Origin of the sequence: Pseudarthrobacter sp. fls2-241-R2A-168, assembly GCF_030209335.1 — a bacterium.
Taxonomy (GTDB): Bacteria; Actinomycetota; Actinomycetes; order Actinomycetales; family Micrococcaceae; genus Arthrobacter.
This window is the reverse complement of record NZ_JARVSG010000004.1, coordinates 322,883-342,999: the sequence shown is the minus strand read 5'-3', so window position 1 is coordinate 342,999 and position 20,117 is coordinate 322,883. Positions and strand designations below refer to the sequence as shown.

General features: G+C 65.9%; 18 protein-coding genes and 1 pseudogene. 8 read left to right on the top strand and 11 right to left on the bottom strand.

Annotated features, from left to right (window positions below; all coding sequences use genetic code 11):
- Positions 1 to 21 precede the first annotated feature (21 nt).
- Positions 22 to 1,161 carry an ABC transporter substrate-binding protein gene (locus QRN11_RS03515; protein ID WP_285249995.1) on the bottom strand — a complete coding sequence of 380 codons (1,140 nt, stop codon included), beginning with the start codon at positions 1,159 to 1,161 and terminating at the stop codon, positions 22 to 24.
- A gap of 319 nt (positions 1,162 to 1,480) precedes the next feature.
- On the opposite strand from QRN11_RS03515, the gene QRN11_RS03510 reads away from it, so the two are divergent.
- Positions 1,481 to 1,891 carry an Hpt domain-containing protein gene (locus QRN11_RS03510; protein ID WP_285249904.1) on the top strand — a complete coding sequence of 137 codons (411 nt, stop codon included), beginning with the start codon at positions 1,481 to 1,483 and terminating at the stop codon, positions 1,889 to 1,891.
- Positions 1,892 to 1,897: 6 nt separating this feature from the next.
- On the opposite strand, the gene QRN11_RS03505 is transcribed toward QRN11_RS03510, so the two are convergent.
- The 6 genes from QRN11_RS03505 to QRN11_RS03480 form a co-directional block, all read right to left on the bottom strand.
- Complete coding sequence (locus tag QRN11_RS03505) at positions 1,898 to 3,064, bottom strand: RtcB family protein (protein WP_285249903.1); 1,167 nt, start codon at positions 3,062 to 3,064, stop codon at positions 1,898 to 1,900.
- 171 nt (positions 3,065 to 3,235) lie between these two features.
- On the bottom strand, positions 3,236 to 4,645 hold the full coding sequence (locus QRN11_RS03500) for a sulfate adenylyltransferase subunit 1 (protein WP_285249902.1): 1,410 nt from the start codon (positions 4,643 to 4,645) through the stop codon (positions 3,236 to 3,238).
- Complete coding sequence (gene cysD / locus QRN11_RS03495; RefSeq protein WP_142063877.1) at positions 4,645 to 5,592, bottom strand: sulfate adenylyltransferase subunit CysD; 948 nt, start codon at positions 5,590 to 5,592, stop codon at positions 4,645 to 4,647. Before cysD ends, QRN11_RS03500 begins: the two co-directional genes overlap by 1 nt.
- A complete protein-coding gene (locus QRN11_RS03490; RefSeq protein WP_285249901.1) occupies positions 5,589 to 6,389 on the bottom strand; it encodes a phosphoadenylyl-sulfate reductase in 801 nt (266 codons plus the stop codon). Before QRN11_RS03490 ends, cysD begins: the two co-directional genes overlap by 4 nt.
- The gene (locus QRN11_RS03485; protein WP_285249900.1) at positions 6,386 to 8,131 is read right to left on the bottom strand and encodes a nitrite/sulfite reductase; all 1,746 of its coding nucleotides are present in this window, start codon (positions 8,129 to 8,131) and stop codon (positions 6,386 to 6,388) included. Before QRN11_RS03485 ends, QRN11_RS03490 begins: the two co-directional genes overlap by 4 nt.
- 54 nt (positions 8,132 to 8,185) lie before the next feature.
- The gene (locus tag QRN11_RS03480; protein WP_285249899.1) at positions 8,186 to 9,055 is read right to left on the bottom strand and encodes a sirohydrochlorin chelatase; all 870 of its coding nucleotides are present in this window, start codon (positions 9,053 to 9,055) and stop codon (positions 8,186 to 8,188) included.
- A gap of 61 nt (positions 9,056 to 9,116) precedes the next feature.
- Between QRN11_RS03480 and QRN11_RS03475 the strand changes: the two genes are divergently transcribed.
- Complete coding sequence (locus QRN11_RS03475; RefSeq protein ID WP_285249898.1) at positions 9,117 to 9,785, top strand: trimeric intracellular cation channel family protein; 669 nt, start codon at positions 9,117 to 9,119, stop codon at positions 9,783 to 9,785.
- A gap of 13 nt (positions 9,786 to 9,798) precedes the next feature.
- A complete protein-coding gene (locus tag QRN11_RS03470; RefSeq protein WP_285249897.1) occupies positions 9,799 to 10,221 on the top strand; it encodes a hypothetical protein in 423 nt (140 codons plus the stop codon).
- A 105-nt stretch (positions 10,222 to 10,326) separates the two neighbouring features.
- On the opposite strand, the pseudogene QRN11_RS22615 reads toward QRN11_RS03470, so the two are convergent.
- From QRN11_RS22615 to QRN11_RS03445, 4 genes and pseudogenes are all read right to left on the bottom strand, one after another.
- Positions 10,327 to 11,166 (bottom strand): annotated as a pseudogene (locus QRN11_RS22615) (type IV toxin-antitoxin system AbiEi family antitoxin domain-containing protein).
- 421 nt (positions 11,167 to 11,587) lie between these two features.
- On the bottom strand, positions 11,588 to 12,688 hold the full coding sequence (locus QRN11_RS03455; protein ID WP_285249894.1) for a polyprenyl synthetase family protein: 1,101 nt from the start codon (positions 12,686 to 12,688) through the stop codon (positions 11,588 to 11,590).
- On the bottom strand, positions 12,685 to 14,025 hold the full coding sequence (locus QRN11_RS03450) for a geranylgeranyl reductase family protein (protein WP_285249893.1): 1,341 nt from the start codon (positions 14,023 to 14,025) through the stop codon (positions 12,685 to 12,687). The genes QRN11_RS03455 and QRN11_RS03450 overlap by 4 nt, the downstream gene beginning before the upstream one ends.
- Before the next feature lie 3 nt (positions 14,026 to 14,028).
- Positions 14,029 to 14,805 (bottom strand): demethylmenaquinone methyltransferase, encoded by a 777-nt coding sequence (locus QRN11_RS03445; RefSeq protein ID WP_285249994.1) that lies wholly within the window; start codon positions 14,803 to 14,805, stop codon positions 14,029 to 14,031.
- A gap of 162 nt (positions 14,806 to 14,967) precedes the next feature.
- Here QRN11_RS03445 and QRN11_RS03440 point away from each other — a divergent pair, with 162 nt between their 5' ends.
- The 5 genes from QRN11_RS03440 to QRN11_RS03420 all read left to right on the top strand — a co-directional run bounded on the left by QRN11_RS03440 (position 14,968) and on the right by QRN11_RS03420 (position 20,088).
- A complete protein-coding gene (locus QRN11_RS03440) occupies positions 14,968 to 16,356 on the top strand; it encodes an isochorismate synthase (RefSeq protein ID WP_285249892.1) in 1,389 nt (462 codons plus the stop codon).
- A 169-nt stretch (positions 16,357 to 16,525) separates the two neighbouring features.
- Positions 16,526 to 17,329, top strand: coding sequence for an ABC transporter substrate-binding protein (locus QRN11_RS03435; protein WP_285249891.1), 804 nt, complete (start codon positions 16,526 to 16,528; stop codon positions 17,327 to 17,329).
- A gap of 121 nt (positions 17,330 to 17,450) precedes the next feature.
- Positions 17,451 to 18,242, top strand: a complete 792-nt coding sequence (locus QRN11_RS03430) for an amino acid ABC transporter permease (protein WP_091416272.1) — start codon at positions 17,451 to 17,453, stop codon at positions 18,240 to 18,242.
- Between the two features lie 11 nt (positions 18,243 to 18,253).
- Entirely contained in the window at positions 18,254 to 19,057 is an 804-nt protein-coding gene (locus QRN11_RS03425) for an amino acid ABC transporter ATP-binding protein (protein ID WP_091416275.1), read from the top strand.
- Between the two features lie 203 nt (positions 19,058 to 19,260).
- Positions 19,261 to 20,088: a VOC family protein gene (locus QRN11_RS03420; protein ID WP_285249890.1), complete on the top strand. Its 828-nt coding sequence runs from the start codon at positions 19,261 to 19,263 to the stop codon at positions 20,086 to 20,088.
- Positions 20,089 to 20,117: the final 29 nt, after the last annotated feature.

The following is a 20,117-nucleotide window of genomic DNA, read 5'->3' as shown; positions in this document are numbered from 1 at the left end:
TCCTTAGTTAGGTGGGGTGGATCAGTTCTGGCCGAGGCCGGCGGCGGAAATCTTGGCGGTGCTGCCTGTGGCGGCGGTGACCTCGTTCAGGGGGCGGAGGTCGAAGAGTCCGTTGAGGTCAGCCTGCTTGGTGGTGCCGGCCTCCACGCCGTCACGCAGCAGCCGGGGGTAGCTTCCGGCCAGCGGGTCCAGGGTGAAGGTGATGTTGGTCAGGGACCGGGCAAGGACGTCGTCCGCCAGTGCCGCGCCTGCTGATTCCTGCAGGGCCGAGTTGATGACGGCGGCCTTCTGCTCCGCGGGCGCTTCGTTCAGCCAGGCAACCGACTTCGCATGGCCGGCCAGGAGCGCCTTCACGGTGTCCGGGTGGTCTGCTGCGAATTTCTGGTTCACGATCAGGACGGTGGTGGGGAATTCGCCGGGCTTGCCGGTGCCTGCGCCGTCCCACAGGTCTTTTTCGTCCACCAGCACCTTCGCTCCGGCCTGGAGCACCAGGCGTGACGCCCAGGGCTCAGGCAACCACGCGCCGTCGAGCTTTCCGTCCTGGAACAGCTTCAGGGTCTGCGCGTTTTCGGTGGGGTTGATGGCCACGTCGCCGCTGCCGTCCACGTTCGTTTTGTATCCCTGGTCCGCGAGCCAGGCGCGCAGGGCGACATCCTGCGTGCCGCCCAGTTGTGGGGAAGCCAAAGTCTTGCCTCGGAGATCCGCAGCCGAGCTAATCTCCGGCTTGACCACCAGTTGCGCGCCGCCGGCAGCGGCCCCGGCAATGATCCTGACGGACTCCCCCTTGCTCTTGACGAAGGAGTTGATGGCCGGGTTGGGGCCGATGTAGGCGGCATCGATGGCACCGGCATTGAGCGCTTCAATGGCTGCCGGACCGGCGTTGAACGTCTCGGTGCTGAGCGCCGTGCTCCCCAGGGCTTCGGCCAGGAAACCCTGCTTGATGCCAACCAGTGCGGGAGCGTGCGTGACGTTGCCGAAGTACCCCAGCTTCAGTTCTGCGGCCGGAGCGGGTTCAACTGCCTGGGCCTCGCTATTGCGGGAAACGGTGGACCCCACCACGGCGCCGAGGGCGATCAGCAGTACCAGCCCGATGGCGAGGGCAGCCTCGATGGCACGCTTGCGCTGGGGAACAGCGCTTTCGCCTGCCACGATGCGGGTCATCCCGGGCTTGGAACTAGTCATTGTTTCACCATAGGGAGTGACCCAAACCCGTTCAACGAAGCGGAAACGGGGGGTCACGAAGGTTCATCTAGCGTCACATTCCGCTGCACCACTTGGGGCCTGCGCTGCCGCCGGCCGCAAGATTCGAGTACTCGCTACTCGTGCTTCCCGGCGCCCTGCCACGTAGCGTCCATAAAAGTCCTGCTGGGGAGGCTCATAAGCGAATTGACTTATAGGGGCAGGTCATGGGTAACGAGCTGTGCAGGCATGAGTGTTACGTGGTTGGGCCCGCCGCCGGGACTGGCCTCGAGGCGTTGCTGTGACCGAGGGCGACGCTTATGCCCCGCTCCTGGACCCTTCAGTGCTGGAGAGGCTGCGCGATGAACTCGAGGACGATGAGGGCGTCTGGAAGGTGTTCGTACAGAACTTTATCGAGCAACTGCCCGAACGGAATGAGAAGCTGCGGCAGGCATTGACCACCGGTGACGTCACCGGCGCCATGGATGCCGTGCTCAGTCTCAAGACCTCCAGTCAGATGGTGGGCGCGGAACGGCTGGCGGGCCTGGTCATGGACCTCGAGCAGGCCCTGCGCCATGACATCCTTGGCAGCGATCCGGCCGTGGCGCTGCCCCAACTGGCCGCCGCCCATCTCCGGCGGATCAAGCAGTGCAGCCGGCAGACCACCTACCTCCTCCAGGCCACGCTGAAGCGGAACCCGGATGGGGGCTGAGCGGCTTCAGTTGCCCTTGACATTGATCAGTTGCCGCAGCTTGTGCCGGACCTTGACCAGGTCTGCGGCGTCCTGCATCACCTGGTCAATGGGTTTGTAGGCGGCCGGGATTTCGTCGATGAACGCTTCCGAAGGCCTGAACTCGATCCCGCGCATGGCCTTCTTCAGCTCGTCCAGGCTGAAGGTCCTGCGCGCTGCGTTGCGTGAGTACTCCCGGCCGGCCCCGTGCGGTGAGGAGTTCAGGGAGGCGGGGTTGCCCAGGCCTTCCACCACATACGACGCCGTCCCCATGGATCCGGGAATCAGTCCGGGATCGCCGGGGCCGGCTTGGATCGCGCCTTTCCGGGACACCCACACGGACCTGCCGTAGTGGGTTTCCTGCTGGGTGAAGTTGTGGTGGCAGTTGATCCGTTCGCGTTCCTGCACCCGGCCGCCCACCCAGTGGCCGAACCGGGCGCTGAGGCGGTCCATCATCTCCTCCCGGTTCAGGAGCGCGAAGTGCTGGGCCCAGCGCAGCTCTGCCATGTAGCGGTCGAACTGCGGTGTGCCCTCGTCCAGGTAGGCGAGGTCCGGGTGGGGTAAGCGGATCTGGTGTTTCCGCGACACATGCTGGGCGACGCCGATGTGATGCTGGGCGATCTTGTTGCCGATGCCCCGTGAACCGGAATGCAGGAACAGCCAGACGGCGTCGGCCTCATCGGCGCAGACTTCGATGAAGTGGTTGCCCGAGCCCAGGGACCCTAGCTGCAGCTCCCACTTGGCCACATACTGGGCGGGATTGAACCCGGATTTGGCAGCGAACTGCTTCAGTTCGGCGATCCGCGGCTCGGCGCTGGGCAGCACGGTCCTGTTGTTGTGCCCCGCGGAGAGCGGAATGACGCGTTCGATGTCTTCACGGAGCTTCTTGCGGTCCTTCGGGAGGTCCGCCAGCGAGTACTGGGTCCGGACGGCAATCATGCCGCAGCCTATGTCCACGCCTACGGCCGCTGGGATGATCGCGTGCAGCGTGGGAATCACCGAGCCCACGGTGGCACCCTTGCCCAGGTGGGCATCGGGCATGAGTGCCAGGTGGGGATAAATGAAGGGCAGCTCGGCCGTCATCACGGCCTGCTCCCGGGTCTGGTCATCCAGGATGGATGCCCAGTTGAGCAGCTTGCCGTTGATGGTTTCCATGTGCAGCCTCCCACTGCCGGATGAGGACCAACGTGAGTCTTAGGCTACCGCCCGGCCCCCAAGACCGCCCTGAACCGGTTCCCCCGGGGAAACGGCAAAACCGCGGCTTGTTCGCAAAACCTGGCCTTGACGGCGGGGTTTCGCGAACAAGCCGCGGTTTAGTGTCGGAACTTAGATGCTGTAGCGCTCGTCCTCGTGGTCGCCCGGGTGGTCCTTGACCAGGCCGGCAGCCAGCGTGTTGCCGTCCAGCGGGTCGATCACCAGGAACGCGCCGGTGCGGCGGTGGTGCAGGTAGTTCTCGAGCGGCAGCGGCGTGGCGAGCCGGAGCTGCGCGTGGCCGATGTCGTTCAGTTCCAAGGTGGACGCCGGCTCCAGCTTGAAGGTGGACAGGTCCAGCTTGCCGTTGACATTGCGGACCAGGGCCTGCACGGTGCGGGTTCCGTGTTTTACCAGCACTTTCTGTCCTTCCCGGAGCGGCTTCGGGGACAGCCAGCACAGCGACGCGTACAGATCAGCCGAGGCTTCGCGGACGGTGCCTGCAGCGGCGATGGTGTCACCGCGCGCGACGTCGAATTCCTCAGCAAGGCGGATGGCCACGGACTGCGGCGCCGCTGCTTCCTCCAGGGAGGCCCCGGCGAAGTCGATGCCCACGACCGTGGTGGTGCGCGGGTCCTGGCCGGGGGTCAGGACCGAGACCTTGTCCCCCACCTTGACCGAACCTTCGGTGATCTGGCCGGCATAGGCACGGTAGTCACGGTAGGCCTCAACTTCCAGGCCGGCGGCCACGGCATCAGGAGCCAGTGCACCTTGCGGCCGGATGACCAGCTGCACCGGGAAGCGGAAGCTCTCCAGGTGGCTTTCGAGTTCGTCGGCAGCAGGCAGGGTCTCGAGCACTTCGAGCAGCGCAGGGCCCGTGTACCAGGGGGTGCGCTCGGAGCGCTCCACCACGTTGTCGCCGTCAAGGGCGGAAACCGGAACCACCAGCAGGTCGGCAATACCGTCCGAGCCGAGGCCCAGCTCGCGGCCCACCCGCTGCACGTCGGCCTCGATCTCGCGGAACACGGACTCGCTGAAGTCCACCAGGTCGATCTTGTTGACAGCCACAATCACGTGGGCCACGCGCAGCAGCTGCAGCACGGACAGGTGCCGGCGGGTCTGCTCCAGCACACCCTTGCGGGCGTCAATGAGTACGACGACGGCATCCGCCGTGGACGCGCCGGTCACCGTGTTCTTGGTGTACTGAACGTGCCCGGGGCAGTCGGCCAGGATGAAGCTGCGCCGGTCCGTGGCGAAGTAGCGGTAGGCGACGTCGATGGTGATGCCCTGTTCGCGCTCGGCGCGCAGGCCATCCGTCAGCAGGGCGAGGTCGATGCCGCCTTTTTCACCGCCGAAGCCGCGGTCCGCCGAGGTGCGGGCAACGGCGTCGAGCGTGTCAGCCAAGATGGCCTTGGAATCGTGAAGGAGGCGGCCCACCAATGTGGACTTGCCGTCGTCGACCGATCCTGCGGTGGCGAACCGGAAAAGTGTGGTGGGCAGGCCTTCGTTGATTGAGCCTGTCGAAATCTCGGAAATCGTGCTCATTAGAAATAGCCGTCCTTCTTGCGGTCTTCCATGGCGGCCTCGGAGATGCGGTCATCTGCCCGGGTGGCGCCACGTTCGGTGAGGGTGGAGGCAGCAACTTCGACCACGACGTCGGACACGGTGTAAGCGTCGGACTCTACGGCTCCGGTGCAGGACATGTCCCCCACGGTGCGGTAGCGGACGGTCTTGGTGATGACGTCCTCGTGCGGCAGCGGCTGGGACACCTCGCCCACCGCACGCCACATGCCGTCGCGGGCAAAGACCTCGCGCTCGTGGGCGTAGTACAGGCCGGGCAGCTCGATGTTCTCGCGCTCGATGTAGCGCCAGATGTCCAGCTCAGTCCAGTTGCTGATGGGGAAGGCACGGACATGCTGGCCCACGGTGTGGCGGCCGTTGTACAGGTTCCACAGCTCGGGGCGCTGGTTGCGCGGATCCCACTGGCCGAACTCGTCGCGCAGGCTCAGGATGCGCTCCTTGGCGCGGGCCTTGTCCTCGTCGCGGCGGCCGCCGCCGAAGACGGCGTCGAACTTGTTGGACTGGATGGCGTCCAGCAACGGGACGGTCTGCAGCGGGTTGCGGGTACCGTCGGCGCGCTCGGCCAGCTCGCCGCGGTCGATGAACTCCTGCACGGAGCCCACCACGAGCTTTAGGCCCAGGCGCTCCACAGTGCGGTCGCGGAAGTCGATGACCTCGGGGAAGTTGTGGCCGGTGTCCACGTGCAGCACGGGGAACGGGACCTTGCCCGGCCAGAATGCCTTGGTGGCCAGGTGCAGCATCACCACGGAGTCCTTGCCGCCGGAGAACAGCAGGGCCGGCTTCTCGAACTCGGCAACAACCTCGCGGATGATGTGAATGGCCTCGGACTCGAGGGTGTCCAGGCTGGAGAGGCGCGTGGATACGGCAGCTTCAGTCACCTGGGTGGTCTCCTCGGATAGGTAAGTGCTCATACGTGTAGTCCGCATTCTGTCTTGTCGGTGCCTGCCCAGCGGCCGGCGCGGGGGTCGTCGCCGGGCGCCACCTTCCGGGTGCAGGGCTGGCAGCCAATGGAGGGGTAACCCTGGGAAAGCAGCGGGTTGACGGGCAGGAGGTTGTCGTCCGAGTACTGGACCAGCTGGTCGAACGTCCACGCGGCCACCGGGTTGACCTTGACCAGGCCGTTGGCCTCGTCCCAGGTCACCAGCGGCGTGTTGGTCCGGGTGGGGGCCTCGTCGCGGCGGACGCCGGTGAACCAGAGCTCGTAGCCGGACAAGGTGCGGCGCAGCGGGGCCACCTTGCGCAGGGCGCAGCACTGGGCGGCGTCGCGGGCGAAGAGGTCCTTGCCCAGGAGCCGGTCCTGCTGTTCCACGGTGTTCTCTGGCAGCACGTCCACCACGTTGACGCGGAGGTTTGCGGCCACCTCGTCACGCGTGGCGTAGGTTTCCGGGAAGTGGTAGCCGGTCTCCAGGAACAGGACGTCGACGCCGGGCAGCTGGTCCGCGACGAGAGCCGGCAGGACGGCGTCGGCCATGGAGCAGGCGACGGCCACTGCGGGCAGGTCGAAGTTGCGCTCCACCCAGGCAATAACGTCGCGGGCGGGGGCGTCCCAGCCGAGCTCGGCGGCGCCGGCTTCGGCGAGGGCCTTCAGCTCATCCTTGCTGCGGAGCTTGGGGGCAGTGGTTGCCTTGGTTTCGACAAGCTCAACCACCGTCGCTTCTGCCTCGGCAGGTGCAACCACCGGGTCCAGTCCGAGTGCGTGCTTACTCACTGGAGTGCCTCCTCGTCTGCTGCGTGTGCCCATTCGGCGAAGGTCTGGCCTTCGGCGCGCTGGGCCACGAAGGTGCGGACTACGCGCTCCACGTAGTCGGGCAGGTCGTCGACGTACACCTTGAGGCCGCGGACCGTGCGTCCCAGGCCTGCTTCCTCGCGGTCGTTGGAAGCCAGCCCGCCGCCCAGGTGGACCTGGAAGCCCGGGGAGGGGTCGCCGTCGGGCGTGGGAAGCATCATGCCCTTGAGGCCGATGTCCGCCGTCTGGATGCGGGCGCAGGAGTTGGGGCAGCCGTTGATGTGCAGGGACAGTGCGTGCGGCAGTTCGCCGGACCCGGCCAGGTCGGCCAGGCGGCGTTCCAGCTCGGCCACGGCGGTGGCGGCCGTGTGCTTGGTCTCCACGATGGCCAGCTTGCAGTACTCGATGCCGGTGCAGGCAATGGTGCCGCGTCGGAACACGGACGGGCGGGCGGACAGGCCCAGGGCGTCCAGCTCGGCCACGAGCGGCTCCACCTGGTCCTTTTCGACATCCAGGACTACGAGCTTCTGGTGCGGCGTGGTGCGCAGCCGGTACGAGCCGCGGGCCTCGAGGGTGTCCGCGAGCTTGACCAGGGCGGCACCTGACAGGCGGCCGGCCAGCGGGGTGGCGCCGATGAAGAACTTGCCGTCCTTCTGCTCGTGCACGCCGATGTGGTCGCCGGGGGTGGTGGGCTTGGGCGCGGCCGGACCGTCGGCCAGCTTGTAGCCCAGGTATTCGTCCTCGAGGATCTGGCGGAACTTCTCCGGACCCCAGTCGGCCATCAGGAACTTCAGGCGTGCCTTGGTGCGCATGCGGCGGTAGCCGTAGTCACGGAAGATGCTGGTGACGCCGAGCCACACATCCGCGGCCTGCTCGGGCTTGACGAATGCACCGAGGCGCTTGCCGAGCATCGGGTTGGTGGAGAGCGCGCCGCCGGCCCAGAGGTCGTAGCCGATGCCGAGCTCAGGGTGGCGCACGCCTACGAGGGCGAAGTCGTTGATCTCGTGGACCACGTCCTGGCTGGGGTGGCCGGTGATCGCGGTCTTGTACTTGCGGGGCAGGTTGGACAGCAGCGGGTTGCCGATGAACCGCTCGCCCAGCTCCTCAATCAGCGGGGTGGGATCGATGATCTCGTCCTTGGCGATGCCGGCCACGGGCGAGCCCAGGATGACACGCGGAACGTCGCCGCAGGCTTCGGTGGTGGACAGGCCAACACCTTCCAGGCGGGTCCAGATCTCGGGGATGTCCTCCACGCGGATCCAGTGCAGCTGGATGTTCTGGCGGTCCGTGAGGTCGGCCGAGTCACGGGCGAAGTCAACGGAGATCTGGCCGATGACGCGCAGCTGCTCGGTGGTGAGCGCACCGCCGTCGATCCTCACCCGGAGCATAAAGTACTTGTCCTCGAGCTCGTGCGGCTCAAGGGTGGCGGTCTTGCCGCCGTCGATCCCGGGCTTGCGCTGGGTATAGAGGCCCCACCAGCGGAACCGGCCGTGCAGGTCCTGGCCGGGGATGGCGTCGAAGCCCTCTTTGGAGTAGATGGTCTCGATACGCTCGCGCACATTAAGGCCGTCGTCTTCCTGTTTCCAGGTTTCGTTGGCGTTCAGGGGCGTTTTGCCGTCCACTTTCCACTGCCCGTGCGGTTTCGCGGCGGGTCGGGACGGGCGGGCCGGGCGCTTCGGGGCGGCGGTGTCCGCGGACGCTCCGGCTAGAGCTGTATCAGTCATGCATCGACTGTAGGTCCCGTCCGAAGAGCGTCACAAAGGCCCGGAAACGTTGAGTCACCTAGGGAAATATTTCGTCACGAAACGCCGGACGGCCTTGAAGAAGCCACCCTCCTGTGCATCTGAAGGTGCTGATTCAGGGGCATTGGCTGGCGCTGTGGAAGGCACTTCGGAGGGTGCCGCCGCGGCAGCTTCCCGGGCCTTCGCGACGGCGGCGTCGTACCGTTCCAGCGCGATCTCCGCCAGCACGGGTGACGGCAGCAGGGGTTCGGTGACGACGTCGGCCCCCGCCTTGGCGAGCTGGTCATGGAAGTAGCCCGGCGCCAGGAGGTAGGACGCAATCACCACGCGCCCGCCGACGTCGACAGCCCCTGCGGACTCCCCCGCGCCGGCACCTCCCTCCAGTTCCTCGCGAAGCATTGCGACGGCGTCGGGCACGGACGGCTTGGCGGAGGCACCATAGGCGGCCACCATCCGGTTGGACCGCAGCTCCCGAAGCTGGCCCAGCAGTTCCTCCACGCTCACGGCAGCCTTGGGGTTGGACGAACCGGCGGCAGCGAGCACAATCACGTAATTGTCCGTAACGCCCGCTTCACGCAGCCGCTGGTCCAGGAGGGCGGCGAGGCGCCGATCCGGGCCCAGCGGAGCGGCCGCCGCACTGCCCGGCCGGCTCTTCACGGCCCGGGCGATGTCCACTTTCACGTGGTAGCCCACGCTGAGCAACAGCGGAACCACGACGGCGGACTCCCCCGCCGGCAGCCCCGCCACCACGTCCACCAGGTCCGGCTGCTGGACATCCACATAGGCTTCCCGGACGTCGAGGCCCGGGCGGAGCGCTGCGATGGCATCGCGCAGGGCGTTGACCTCGGCGGCGCCTTGTGTGTTGGATGTCCCATGGGCACAGGCGATCATGATGGGGCTGTTCATAGGGGCTAGCGTAACGTTGGAGCCGCCCTGTCCGCCCTCTTTGTAACCGCCGGGACGCTCCATGACATTCGCCTTTGACAACGCGCCCGTGTGGCTGGATCTGCTGGGCGTCTTCTTCTTTGCCGTCTCGGGTTCGCTGCTCGCGGCGCGCAAGCAGATCGATATTGTGGGGTCCCTGTTGCTGGCTTCCCTGGTGGGCCTTGGCGGCGGCGTGATCCGCGATATCATCCTGGGCGTGGTCCCGGCAGCCTTCACCAACCCCGCCTACCTGGTGCCGCCGCTGCTGGCCACGGTCCTGGTGTATTTCCTGTTCTCCAGCGTCCAGCGCTACACGTCACTGCTCACCCTGTTCGACGCCGGCGGGCTCGCTTTGTTCTGTATGACGGGCACCCTCAAGGCGCTGGCCACCGGCCTGAATCCGGTGGCATCGGTGCTCCTGGGAGTGACGTCGGCGGTGGGCGGGGGCCTGCTGCGGGACGTGGTTGCCAACGAGGTTCCGGAGCTTTTTAATCCCAAGGACATCTACGCGCTGCCAGCCTTCCTGGGAGCTGCCATGACGGCTGTCCTCTGGGTCCTGGGCGTGTTCAATGTTTTGACTGCAGCCGTGATCGCGGCCCTGGTGTTCACGTTCCGGGTCCTGGCCTGGCGGCGGTCCTGGCAGGCCCCGCTCGCCGTTCGCGGGTGGCACCGGGCAGGGGCAGGCAGCGGCGAATCACAGGGCCGCGATTAGCTAGGATATGAGCATGACTGACATGTTCCTCGAGAAGTTCCGCGCGCTTGTTCCGAAGTATCTCGAGGATGAATGGCAGGAAGAGGACGGGCTGTCCCCCGAGGAGCTGGAGAAGGCCCTCGCCGACCACCAATTCCAGATCCCCCTGGTCCTGCGCGAGTTCTACCTGGCCATTGGCGGCTGCGAAGACCTGATGGAGGCGTACCACTACTTCTGGGATCCGGACGAGCTCGAAGTTGATGACGAGGGCTTCCTGATGTTCCTCGAGGATGAGGAAGAGGAATACACCTGGGGCTTCCGGGTAGGCGACCTCGGCGTCCCGGACCCCATCGTGTACCGGCGCAACAACGCCCGGGGTCAGTGGAAGTCTGAAGAGGGCACGTTCTCGGAGTTCGTGTTCGACATGTTCGAGTGGGCCTTCGAGGACGAAGACTAGGTTCCGCTGCTTTTTGGCGGTCCTGGGGCACTTTGACACGGACACGCTGGGCCTTGAGGCCAGTTCAAGTGTTGTTCGGCCCAAAGAGCCCCACGACGGCGGCGGTCACCGTCCGCCGAAGGCTCCCTGCCGGCTAAGCTCCAGCACGGCCAACACCTGGGCCACCATTCGCTCGGGATAGTGGACTACGTCCGCGTAGCCGAATCTAAGGCAGAGACGTCCGCCAACCACCGTGGCGTTGTTACGTACGCGGTCCTTTTTGACCTGTTTTGCCTCCAGGTGGGTGGCCCCGTCGGTTTCCACCACCAGGCAATCCTCAATCAGGAAGTCCACCTCGCCCACGCCCTGGAGCTCCACGTGCCGGCGAACATACAGGCCGGCCCTCCGGAAGTGGTAGTTGGCCAATACCTCAAGAACCGAATCGGCCCGGGGAATCACGTAATCCAGGACTTAACGGGAACGTGCGTTCCGATTCCCGGGAAGTTTGCGCCGCAGGAAATCCACTGCCACATCTCCGCGCTGCGCCGCACATTGAACCATGACCAAGGCTTCCAGGACGGGAAGGCAATGCAGAGCATGGATGAGGACGTCCGCCAGGCCCGCCACCGGCAGCCAGGGGTGGACAGGATGAAGGATCCGGCCGTGGGTCAGGGTGCCCGGCACTGTCTTCTTGTGTCCAGGGCTCAAGTGGACCATTCCGGCCTTCTCCAAGGTCCACAGCTGATAGGCAGGGGCAGCGGACAGGCAGGTCACGAGCGCATTGTGCTGCAGGGCCAAACCGAGAACGCCGCCTTCCGTTGGCAGGCCATAGACACCTCGCCGGACCCGGACGACCTGGCCTGCTGCGAGGGCCTGGTCCACACGCGTTCTCGCGAATCCGGCACTGTGGAGTGCAGCAGTTCGGGCAACGCCTCCGCGATGGCGGAGAAAGGCTTCAATATCCATGGAATCAAATTCGCTCGAACCCCGCGGCAGGCGACAGTTCCAGGCAGGGCCATGTGGACAACTCGCCGTCGGAGGGCACTTCGACACGGACTCGCCGCGACTTCAGCCCTGACAGCAGGGAGCGAGCGTCAATGCACCCCAACACGGCGGGAAAGCCGACGCTGAAAATTCTTTGACACAGGCAGTAACAAGGGGCTTGCGTCTTATGACAAATCTGTCATAGACTGTTCACGGATCCGCTAAACGCCTCCGGCGGGTCTGATGCGAACGGAGAGATAGCCTCGGTTCACGGCAACATATGACTCGTATTGTTGCTGCGGACCGGGGCTATCCCGCTTAACCAGGGCCACTCACCAGAGTCACAGCAGCAAAGAAGAAGCCCGGCGCCGTCCACGGAGCCGGGCTTCCACAGAAGCAGGAACTAGCTGGCGCGGTCCACCACAGCCACAGCGAAGTTGGACAGCGATTCCTTGACCACACCGTCGGGCAGCGGAGCCAGGGCCGCAATGGCCTCATTGGCCCACTGCCGCGCCACGACCCAGGACTCGGCCGTGACCGGGTGCTCGCGCAGACCCGCCACCGCCTCGGCGAGGGCTTCGTCGGAGGTGAGGTCGCCGTCAATCAGTTTCAGGAGTTCGACGGCGGATTGGTCGCCATCCGCTGCCGCCTTCCGGAGGAGCAGCACCGGCAGGGTGGGCACGCCTTCGCGAAGGTCCGTACCCGGGGACTTGCCGGACCTGACCTTAATACCGGTCACGTCGATCACGTCGTCGGCAAGCTGGAAGGCCACGCCCACCTTCTCGCCGTATTCCACCAGCACGGATTCGTAGGCGGGATCTGCCTCGGCGAAGATGGCACCGAGCTGCCCGGAAGCAGCAACCAGGGAACCGGTCTTGTCTGCGATGACCGAGAGGTAGTGCTCCACCGGGTCCTCGTCCGGACGCGGCCCCACGGTCTCGTGAAGCTGGCCCAGGCAGAGCCGCTCGAAGGTGCGGGCCTGGATGCCCAGGGCGCGGGAGCCGAGCTCGGACACCAGGATCGAAGCGCGCGCGAAGATGAGGTCGCCGGTGAGGACAGCCACCGAGTTGCCCCACACCTCGTGGGCCGTCGGAGCGCCGCGGCGGAACGGAGCCGAGTCCATCACATCGTCGTGGTAGAGGGTGGCGAGGTGGGTCAGTTCAACCACGACGGCGGCCTGCACCACAGCGGGAAGCGAGGCGTCACCGAGGTGTGCACAGAGCAGCGTCAGGAGCGGCCGGATTCGCTTGCCGCCGGCCTCCACCAGGTGGCGCGACGTTGCGTCAGCCAGCGGATCGGAGTTGGCGATGGCCTCGCGGAGCTTCTTCTCCACCCGGGCCAGGTTGTTGGTGATGGCCGGTCCCAGCTCGGCATCCCCGGCGATGGCAGCGAACCCCGCGGGCAACTGCAGGCCGGTGGCGATGGCGGTGGTGTTCAGGCTGGGTTCAGAGTCCGGCAGGCCGTGTCCGGCGTGCGTCCAGCTGTGGTCTGCGGGGTTGGTCACGGGTTAACCCTAACTTTTTGTTGCGGATACCGCTGGTTCGAAGCCGACGGGGTGGCGGATGTGTTCGATGTGGCCGGAACCAGCGACTCCAGGACCCGGATCACCCGGTCCTCGAAGCCCTTTGCGGACGGGTCCGTGAGGTTGGCCAGGAGCCGGACCACGAACCGCATCAGCACCGGGATGGGCATGCCGGTCCGCAGCGCCAACTTCATGACCGCCGGCTTGCCGATCAGCGCGGCGAACGCCCGGCCCAGGGTGAAGTGCGACCCCCATTGCCCGCGCACGTAGTCCGCGTACCGCGAGAGGTGTGCGTCGGCGTCGTACATTCCGGCCGAGGAGGAACTGCGCGAGGAGGCGTCGATGATGAACTCCGCGGCGAACCGGGCGGATTCCATGGCGTAGGAGATGCCCTCGCCGTTGAACGGGGAGACCATGCCGCCGGCGTCGCCCAGGAGCAGCAGGCCGGGTGAGTAGTGCGGGGTGCGGTTGAAACCCATGGGCAGTGCCGCGCCGCGGATCTCGCCCACCTGGTTCTCCGGGGTGAAGCCCCATTCGGCGGGCATCCCGGCGGTCCATTCGCGCAGGACCTGCTTGTAGTCGAGCTTGCCGAATTCCTTGGACGAGTTCAGGATGCCCAGGCCCACGTTGGAAGTTCCGTCCCCCACGCCGAACACCCAGCCGTAGCCCGGCAGCAGCTTGCCGTCGCGGCCGGGGAGCTCCAGCCAGCCTTCCATCCAGTCGTCGTCAGTGCGGGGGCTGGTGAAGTAGGTGCGGACGGCCACGCCGAGGGGGCGGTCGTCGCGTTTCTGGATGCCGAGGGAGACGGCTGTGCGGGTGGAGTTGCCGTCGGCGGCGAGGACGACGTCGGCACTGAACTCGTGCGTCGCCCCCGTCTTGCGTCCGGACTCGTCCAGGAGGGCGGCCCGGACGCCGGTGACCCGGCCGTTTTCATCGCGGATGGCGTCGGTGACACTGTGCCGCTCCAGGATGGTGGCGCCGGCAGCCTGGGCGTGCCGCGCCAGTTCCTCGTCAAAGCCCAGGCGTGTGCGGATCAAGCCGTACTGCGGGAAGTCGGACACCTCGGGCCATGGGACTTCGATGGTGCGGCCGCCCGCGATCAGGCGCAGCCCCTTATTGCGGCGCCAGCCCTCGTTTTCCGGGTGGGCGAGGCCGAGCTTCTGGATTTCACGGACGGCGCGGGGGGTCAGTCCGTCACCGCAAACCTTCTCGCGTGGAAAGCTCGTCTTTTCCAGAACCGTGACCTCGAGGCCGGCCTTGGCAAGGTAGTACGCGGCAGTGGATCCGGCCGGACCCGCGCCGACAATCAGTACCTTCACAGATCAGCGCGTGATGTTGCGGCGCAGCTTGGCCACCGGGCCCTTGTGCGCGGCGATGGCGGCGGCGGCGCCGTCCGGTGACGAATCGGCAGGCTTGAAGGCGCGGTGGACCGCCACGATGCCGCCCGTGAGGTTGCGGTAGGTGACGTTGTCCCAGCCGGCGTCCTGCAGCCAGGCCGCGAGGTGGTCCTGGTCCGGCCAGGCGCGGATGGATTCGGCGAGGTACACGTAGGCGTCCGGGTTGGAGGCAACCTTTACGGCGATGGCCGGCAGGGCGCGCATGAGGTACTCGGTGTACATAGTGCGCCAGAGCGGCACCACGGGCTGCGAGAACTCGGCGATGACCAGCCGGCCGCCGGGCTTGGTCACGCGCAGCATCTCCTGCAGCGCCTTTTTGGGCTCGTTGACGTTGCGCAGTCCGAAGGAGATGGTGGAGGCGTCGAACGTGTTGTCCGCGAACGGCAGGTTGGTGGCGTCACCGGCGATGAAGTCGATGTCCGGGCGGCGGCGCTTGCCTACCTTGAGCATTCCGAGGGAAAAGTCGCACGCCACAACATCTATGCCTGCGTCAGCATATGGCTCGCTGGACGTCCCCGTGCCGGCCGCCAGGTCCAGGACCCGCTGCCCCTTGGACACTTCCATGGCTTCCACCACAACCTTGCGCCAGCGGCGGGTCTGCCCCATGGACAGAACATCGTTGACGACGTCGTACTTCGGTGCGACGTCGTCAAACATCGTGGCTACTTCGTCCGGACGCTTATCCAAGGATGCTCGGTTCACCATGACATTGTCTCAAATGTTCAGGCGGGTCCGGACCAAGCCTTATTCCGCCGCACCGGGGCCTGGCCTGCGGCGCTACTGGGGAAGGTTCAGCGACGCCTGTTGCCCGGCTGCTTCCTTGTAACCGGTCCCGGCAACAAAAAGGAGTACCGTGGTGCAATCATGACGAGCACGTTCCGCACCTTGACAGTCCCCCTCGATGGCCAACAATTCGCCGGGGGGCTGCCGTCGTTTCTGGTCCGGGACGACGTCCTCTGTTGGACCCGGCGCGAGGCAGGACTGGTGGGGTTCGGCGAGATCACGCGCTTCACCGCCGCTGGACCGGAGCGCTTTCTTGAGGCGGATATCTGGTGGCGCCACCTGGTCCTCGAAGCCGACATTTCAGACTCAGTTCAGCTCCCCGGCACAGGTCCGGTCGCCTTCGGCTCCTTCGCTTTTTCCAAGACCTCGGCCCACGAGTCCCGGCTGATTGTGCCGGAGATTGTGGTGGGCGTCCGCGACGGCCAGGCCTGGCTTACCCAGTTGACGTTCGACGGCGGACCGCTCACCCCAGAGGGCGCCCTCACGGCCCTGGACCGCTGGCTCGGCAGTGGCTCCACTGCCGAAACCACGACGGCGGCAGCGGACTCAGGCGGGGACGGCACCCCCGGCAAGGTGCCCGCCACGGCGGGCGGCGCCGTCGTACGTCCCCTGCCCCTGGCCGCCGGGGCAACGCTGCACACGGGCTCGCTGAGCGAGGAGGACTGGAAGGCCGCCGTCGCCGCTGGCGTGGCCGAGATCCGGACCGGGGCGCTGGAGAAGCTGGTGCTCGCGCGCGACATCGTGGCCACGGTGCCTACCGGTGTGAACGCCGCGAAGGTGCTGCGGGAGCTTGCCGGGCGGTACCGCGAATGCTGGACGTACGGCGTGGACGGACTGGTGGGCGCGACACCGGAGATGCTGATCCAGGTGGAAGGACGGACCGCCCAGGCGCGCGTCCTCGCCGGAACCCTGGACCGCCGCGACGCCCACGGCGAGGACGGACTTCCCCTGGACTACGCCACGCGCGTGCTCGCGGGCTCGGAGAAGCAGCGGCACGAACACGAGATCGCCATCCAGTCGCTGACCAGCCAGCTGGCGCCGTTCTCCGAAGCCATGAACGCCCATGACGAGCCGTTCATCCTGGAGCTGCCCAATGTGTGGCACCTGGCCTCGGACGTAAAAGCCGAACTGGCTGAGGTGGAAGGCCACGTGCCCACATGCCTGGCTCTGATCAACGCGCTGCATCCCACCGCGGCCGTCTGCGGGACACCGACACAGGTGGCCGGAGCCTTAATTCGCAAGCTGGAGCACCTGGACCGCGGGCCGTACGCTGGCCCGGTCGGCTGGCTGGACGCGGCAGGAAACGGTGAATGGGGCATCGCGTTGCGTGGCGCGGTCATCGAGGGTCCGGACACTGTCCGGCTATATGCCGGCTGCGGAATAGTTGACGGGTCCCAGCCCGAGGCCGAACTCGCCGAGACCTGGGCGAAGTTCCGGCCCATGCTGGAATCCCTGGGAATCCAGAACTAGGCCAGCGAGTCCGGTATCAGAGACATCACTGCTTCGCCTAGGCTTGAAAACAGGGGTAATTTAGTTATCCAATAGTGAAACTAAGTTTCCTGTGATGCACATCTCTTATTCGGCGCTACACTATGAACCGATTTAGTACCGCATACTCCTGCAACAAAAGGTAAGAAACATGCAGCTCAAGTCCCTGGCCACGGCCAAAATGACCGCCAAGGCAGCAGCACTCTTCGCCGTCGGCGCCCTCACCCTCACGGCCTGCGGCGGCGGAAGCTCAACCCCGGCAGCGTCCGAAGGCGGAGTCCAGCTCATCAACGCCGGCAAGCTCACGGTCTGCTCGGATGTCCCCTACGAGCCGTTCGAATTCCAGAAGGACGGCGAGACGGTGGGCTTCGACGTCGATATCGCCAAGGAAGTTGCCAAGGACCTCAAGGCCGAACTGAGCATCGTTGACAGCTCGTTCGAGGCCATCGAGACCGGCACCGCGCTGACCCAGTGCGACCTGTCCATCTCGTCGATCTCCATCACGGACACCCGCAAGGCCGTCATGGACTTCTCCACCCCGTACCTGGATGACGACCTCACCCTCCTGGCAACCACGGCCTCCGGCATCAAGGACATTGACAGCGCCAAGGGCAAGAAGGTTGGCGTCCAGCAGGCCACCACCGGCGCAAAGTACGCGGCGGACAAGGGGATCGATGCCCAGCAGTTCGAGGACACCGGCCTCCTGGTCCAGGCCATCCAGGCCGGCACCATCGACGCCGCCCTGGGCAACCAGTCCGTTCTCGCTTACGCCATCAAGGACAACTCCGCCTGGAAGCGCGTGGAGAACTACGCGAGCGGCGAGAAGCTCGGAATCGCCTACAAGAAGGGCAACACCGCCATGGGGGACAAGGTCAACGCCACCCTCAAGCGCCTCACAGACGACGGCAGCCTGAAGAAATTCGAAACCACCTGGTTCGGCGAGACCGCCAAATAGCCAGCGCTTCGGCCTTCCACCGAGGCCTTCGCCGCCCTGAGAATAACGCAGCCGGGGCCCCGGACACGCTGAACAGCAGTACGTCCGGGGCCTCAGCCACGCACTACGAATGTGAGCATCCATGGCAATGACCGCACGCCAACGCGCCAGAGTAAGCCTGTACGTCCAGGCAGGAATCTTTATTGTGGCCGTCGCCGCCCTGATCCTGGCCACGGACTGGAAGACCATCGGCAACAGCGTCTTCAACTTCGGCAAGATCGGCCCGATGTTCCCGGGCATCTTCACCACCGGCCTGGTGAACACCCTGATTTACACGGTGCTCGGCTTTATCGTTGGCCTGTCCGGCGGCCTCCTGCTGGCACTGATGAAGCTTTCCAGCTTTCCGCTGTACCGCTGGATCGCCACCGGCTACATCGAGTTCTTCCGCGGTGTCCCGGCACTGCTGGTCTTCATCGCCTTCGGTTACGGCGTTCCCCTGGCCTTTGGCGTTCAGTGGAACGTCACCATCATCGTCATGGTTTCGCTGGGCATCGTGGCCTCCGCCTACATCGCTGAAACGCTCCGCGCCGGCCTGCAGGCTGTGCCCAAGGGCCAGCTTGAAGCAGCCCGCTCCCTGGGCATGCCGCAGTGGCGGGCCATGGTGACCATCGTGATTCCGCAGGCCTTCAAGATCGTCCTGCCCCCGCTGACCAACGAGGTCATCCTGCTCACCAAGGACTCCTCGCTGATCTACGTGCTGGGCCTGACCGCATCGCAGTATGAGCTGACCAAATTCGGCCGCGACGGCATCTCCAGCCTGGGCGCCGGTCTCACGCCGCTCCTGGTCGCCGGCGCCTTCTACCTGATCATCACCATCCCGCTGAGCCTCCTGGCCCGGAAGTTCGAAAGCCGCTCCGCGCGGACCAAGCGATAGGCAGGGAAGCCATGAACGACGTCGTAAATTCCTCCGCCGGCCACCCCGGCACCGTCAATGCGGCAGGTGTGTCCATCAAGGACCTGCGCAAGTCCTACGGCACCAACGAAGTGCTCAAGGGCATTAGCCTGGACGTGAAGCCGGGCGAAGTGGTGTGCCTGATCGGCCCCTCCGGCTCGGGCAAGTCGACCCTCCTGCGCTGCGTGAACCTGCTGGAGCAGCCCAACAAGGGTGCCATCCACGTGGGCGGCTTTGAAGCCACCGACGCCGATGTGGACATCGACAAGATGCGCCGCAAGGTGGGCATGGTGTTCCAGCAGTTCAACCTTTTCCCGCACCTGGATGCCAAGCGCAACTGTTCCATCGCCCAGGTCAAGGTCCTCAAGCGTTCGCAGGCCGAGGCGGACAAGGTATCCATGCACAACCTTGAACGCGTGGGGCTGGGACACCTGGCGGACCGCTTCCCCGACCAGCTTTCCGGCGGCCAGCAGCAGCGGGTGGCCATTGCCCGCGCGCTCAGCATGGACCCGGAGCTGATGCTCTTTGACGAGCCCACGTCCGCCCTGGACCCCGAAACCGTGGGCGATGTCCTCTCCGTGATGCGCAACCTCGCCAAGGAGGGCATGACCATGCTGGTGGTGACACACGAGATGGGCTTCGCCCGCGAAGTGGCAGACCGTGTGGTGTTTATGGACGGCGGCGTTGTGGTGGAAGAAGGCGTGGCTGAGCAGGTCATCTCCGCGCCCACCCAGGCTCGCACCAAGGAGTTCCTGCGCCGCGTCCTGGATCCGACGCACATCGAGATCGAGGAATAGGGGCACCCGCTTTAGCCATGACGATGCCCTGCCGCTACCGGAATTCTCCGGCAGCGGCAGGGCATTTGCATGTCCCGGGAACTTCGATACGCGCCCGGAAAGCCTTTACTTCGCGCCCGCGAGGAGTCGAGAATGGGTGGCACTGCAACTCTGACCCTTCAAGGGCCTGCCGGCGTTGCAGGCCCATCACGTGCAGGAGCGATATGACCGGACGGACCTACCCGCACGGCGTCCCGTGTTGGATCGACACGGAGCAGCCCGACGTTGATGCCGCCGCCGGGTTCTACGCCGGACTCTTTGGCTGGACATTCGAGGACGTTATGCCGGCGGACGCGCCGGGCCGGTACCTGATCGCAAAGCTCGGGGGCCAGGACGTCGCAGGCATAGGCAGCGGCGGGGACGGAACCACTGCGTGGAACACCTATATATCAGTCGACGACGCCGACGCTGCCGTTCCGCGCCTCGTCGCAGCGGGTGCCAGCCTCCTCTCAGGTCCGGCGGACGCCGGAGAAGGTGGCCGCAGTGCGGCCCTGGTCGACGCAGAAGGCGCCGCGTTCCGCCTCTGGGAAGCCAACCGCCGGTTAGGGGCACAAGTGGCAAACCAGCCGGGCGCGTGGAATTTCAGCGATCTCCATACTCCAGATCCGGATGCAGCCAGAGCCTTCTATGGACAGGCATTCGGCTGGCAGGTGGACGATATCGGCTATGGACTGATGGTGCGCAGCCCCGGGTACGGCGACCATCTGGCGGCAACAATCGACCCTGGGATCCGGACGCGGCAGGCGGGGATTTCCGCTCCACCCGGCTTCGAGGACGCGATCGCATGGATCGTGGCCAGCGCCCCGGACAAACCACCGCACTGGCACGTTACGTTCACCGTCGCGGACCGGGACCAGACCGTGGCGGATGCCGAGCGGCTCGGCGCCCAGGTCCTGGGGCAGGCCGACACCGGCTGGACGCGGGAAGCATTGATCCGGGACCCGCAAGGCGGGGAATTCAGCGCCAGCCAGTTCACGCCCCCCACCGGTTAGCAGTTCCCCAGTGCGGCCATGCACAAGTG

Coding starts and splice junctions, on each gene's coding strand:
- QRN11_RS03515 (WP_285249995.1), bottom strand. CDS start 1,161: ATGACCCGCATCGTGGCAGGCGAAAGCGCTGTTCCCCAGCGCAAGCGT.
- QRN11_RS03505 (WP_285249903.1), bottom strand. CDS start 3,064: ATGGAAACCATCAACGGCAAGCTGCTCAACTGGGCATCCATCCTGGAT.
- QRN11_RS03500 (WP_285249902.1), bottom strand. CDS start 4,645: ATGAGCACGATTTCCGAGATTTCGACAGGCTCAATCAACGAAGGCCTG.
- cysD (WP_142063877.1), bottom strand. CDS start 5,592: ATGAGCACTTACCTATCCGAGGAGACCACCCAGGTGACTGAAGCTGCC.
- QRN11_RS03485 (WP_285249900.1), bottom strand. CDS start 8,131: ATGACTGATACAGCTCTAGCCGGAGCGTCCGCGGACACCGCCGCCCCG.
- QRN11_RS03480 (WP_285249899.1), bottom strand. CDS start 9,055: ATGAACAGCCCCATCATGATCGCCTGTGCCCATGGGACATCCAACACA.
- QRN11_RS03475 (WP_285249898.1), top strand. CDS start 9,117: ATGACATTCGCCTTTGACAACGCGCCCGTGTGGCTGGATCTGCTGGGC.
- QRN11_RS03470 (WP_285249897.1), top strand. CDS start 9,799: ATGACTGACATGTTCCTCGAGAAGTTCCGCGCGCTTGTTCCGAAGTAT.
- QRN11_RS03440 (WP_285249892.1), top strand. CDS start 14,968: ATGACGAGCACGTTCCGCACCTTGACAGTCCCCCTCGATGGCCAACAA.
- QRN11_RS03435 (WP_285249891.1), top strand. CDS start 16,526: ATGCAGCTCAAGTCCCTGGCCACGGCCAAAATGACCGCCAAGGCAGCA.
- QRN11_RS03430 (WP_091416272.1), top strand. CDS start 17,451: ATGGCAATGACCGCACGCCAACGCGCCAGAGTAAGCCTGTACGTCCAG.
- QRN11_RS03425 (WP_091416275.1), top strand. CDS start 18,254: ATGAACGACGTCGTAAATTCCTCCGCCGGCCACCCCGGCACCGTCAAT.
- QRN11_RS03420 (WP_285249890.1), top strand. CDS start 19,261: ATGACCGGACGGACCTACCCGCACGGCGTCCCGTGTTGGATCGACACG.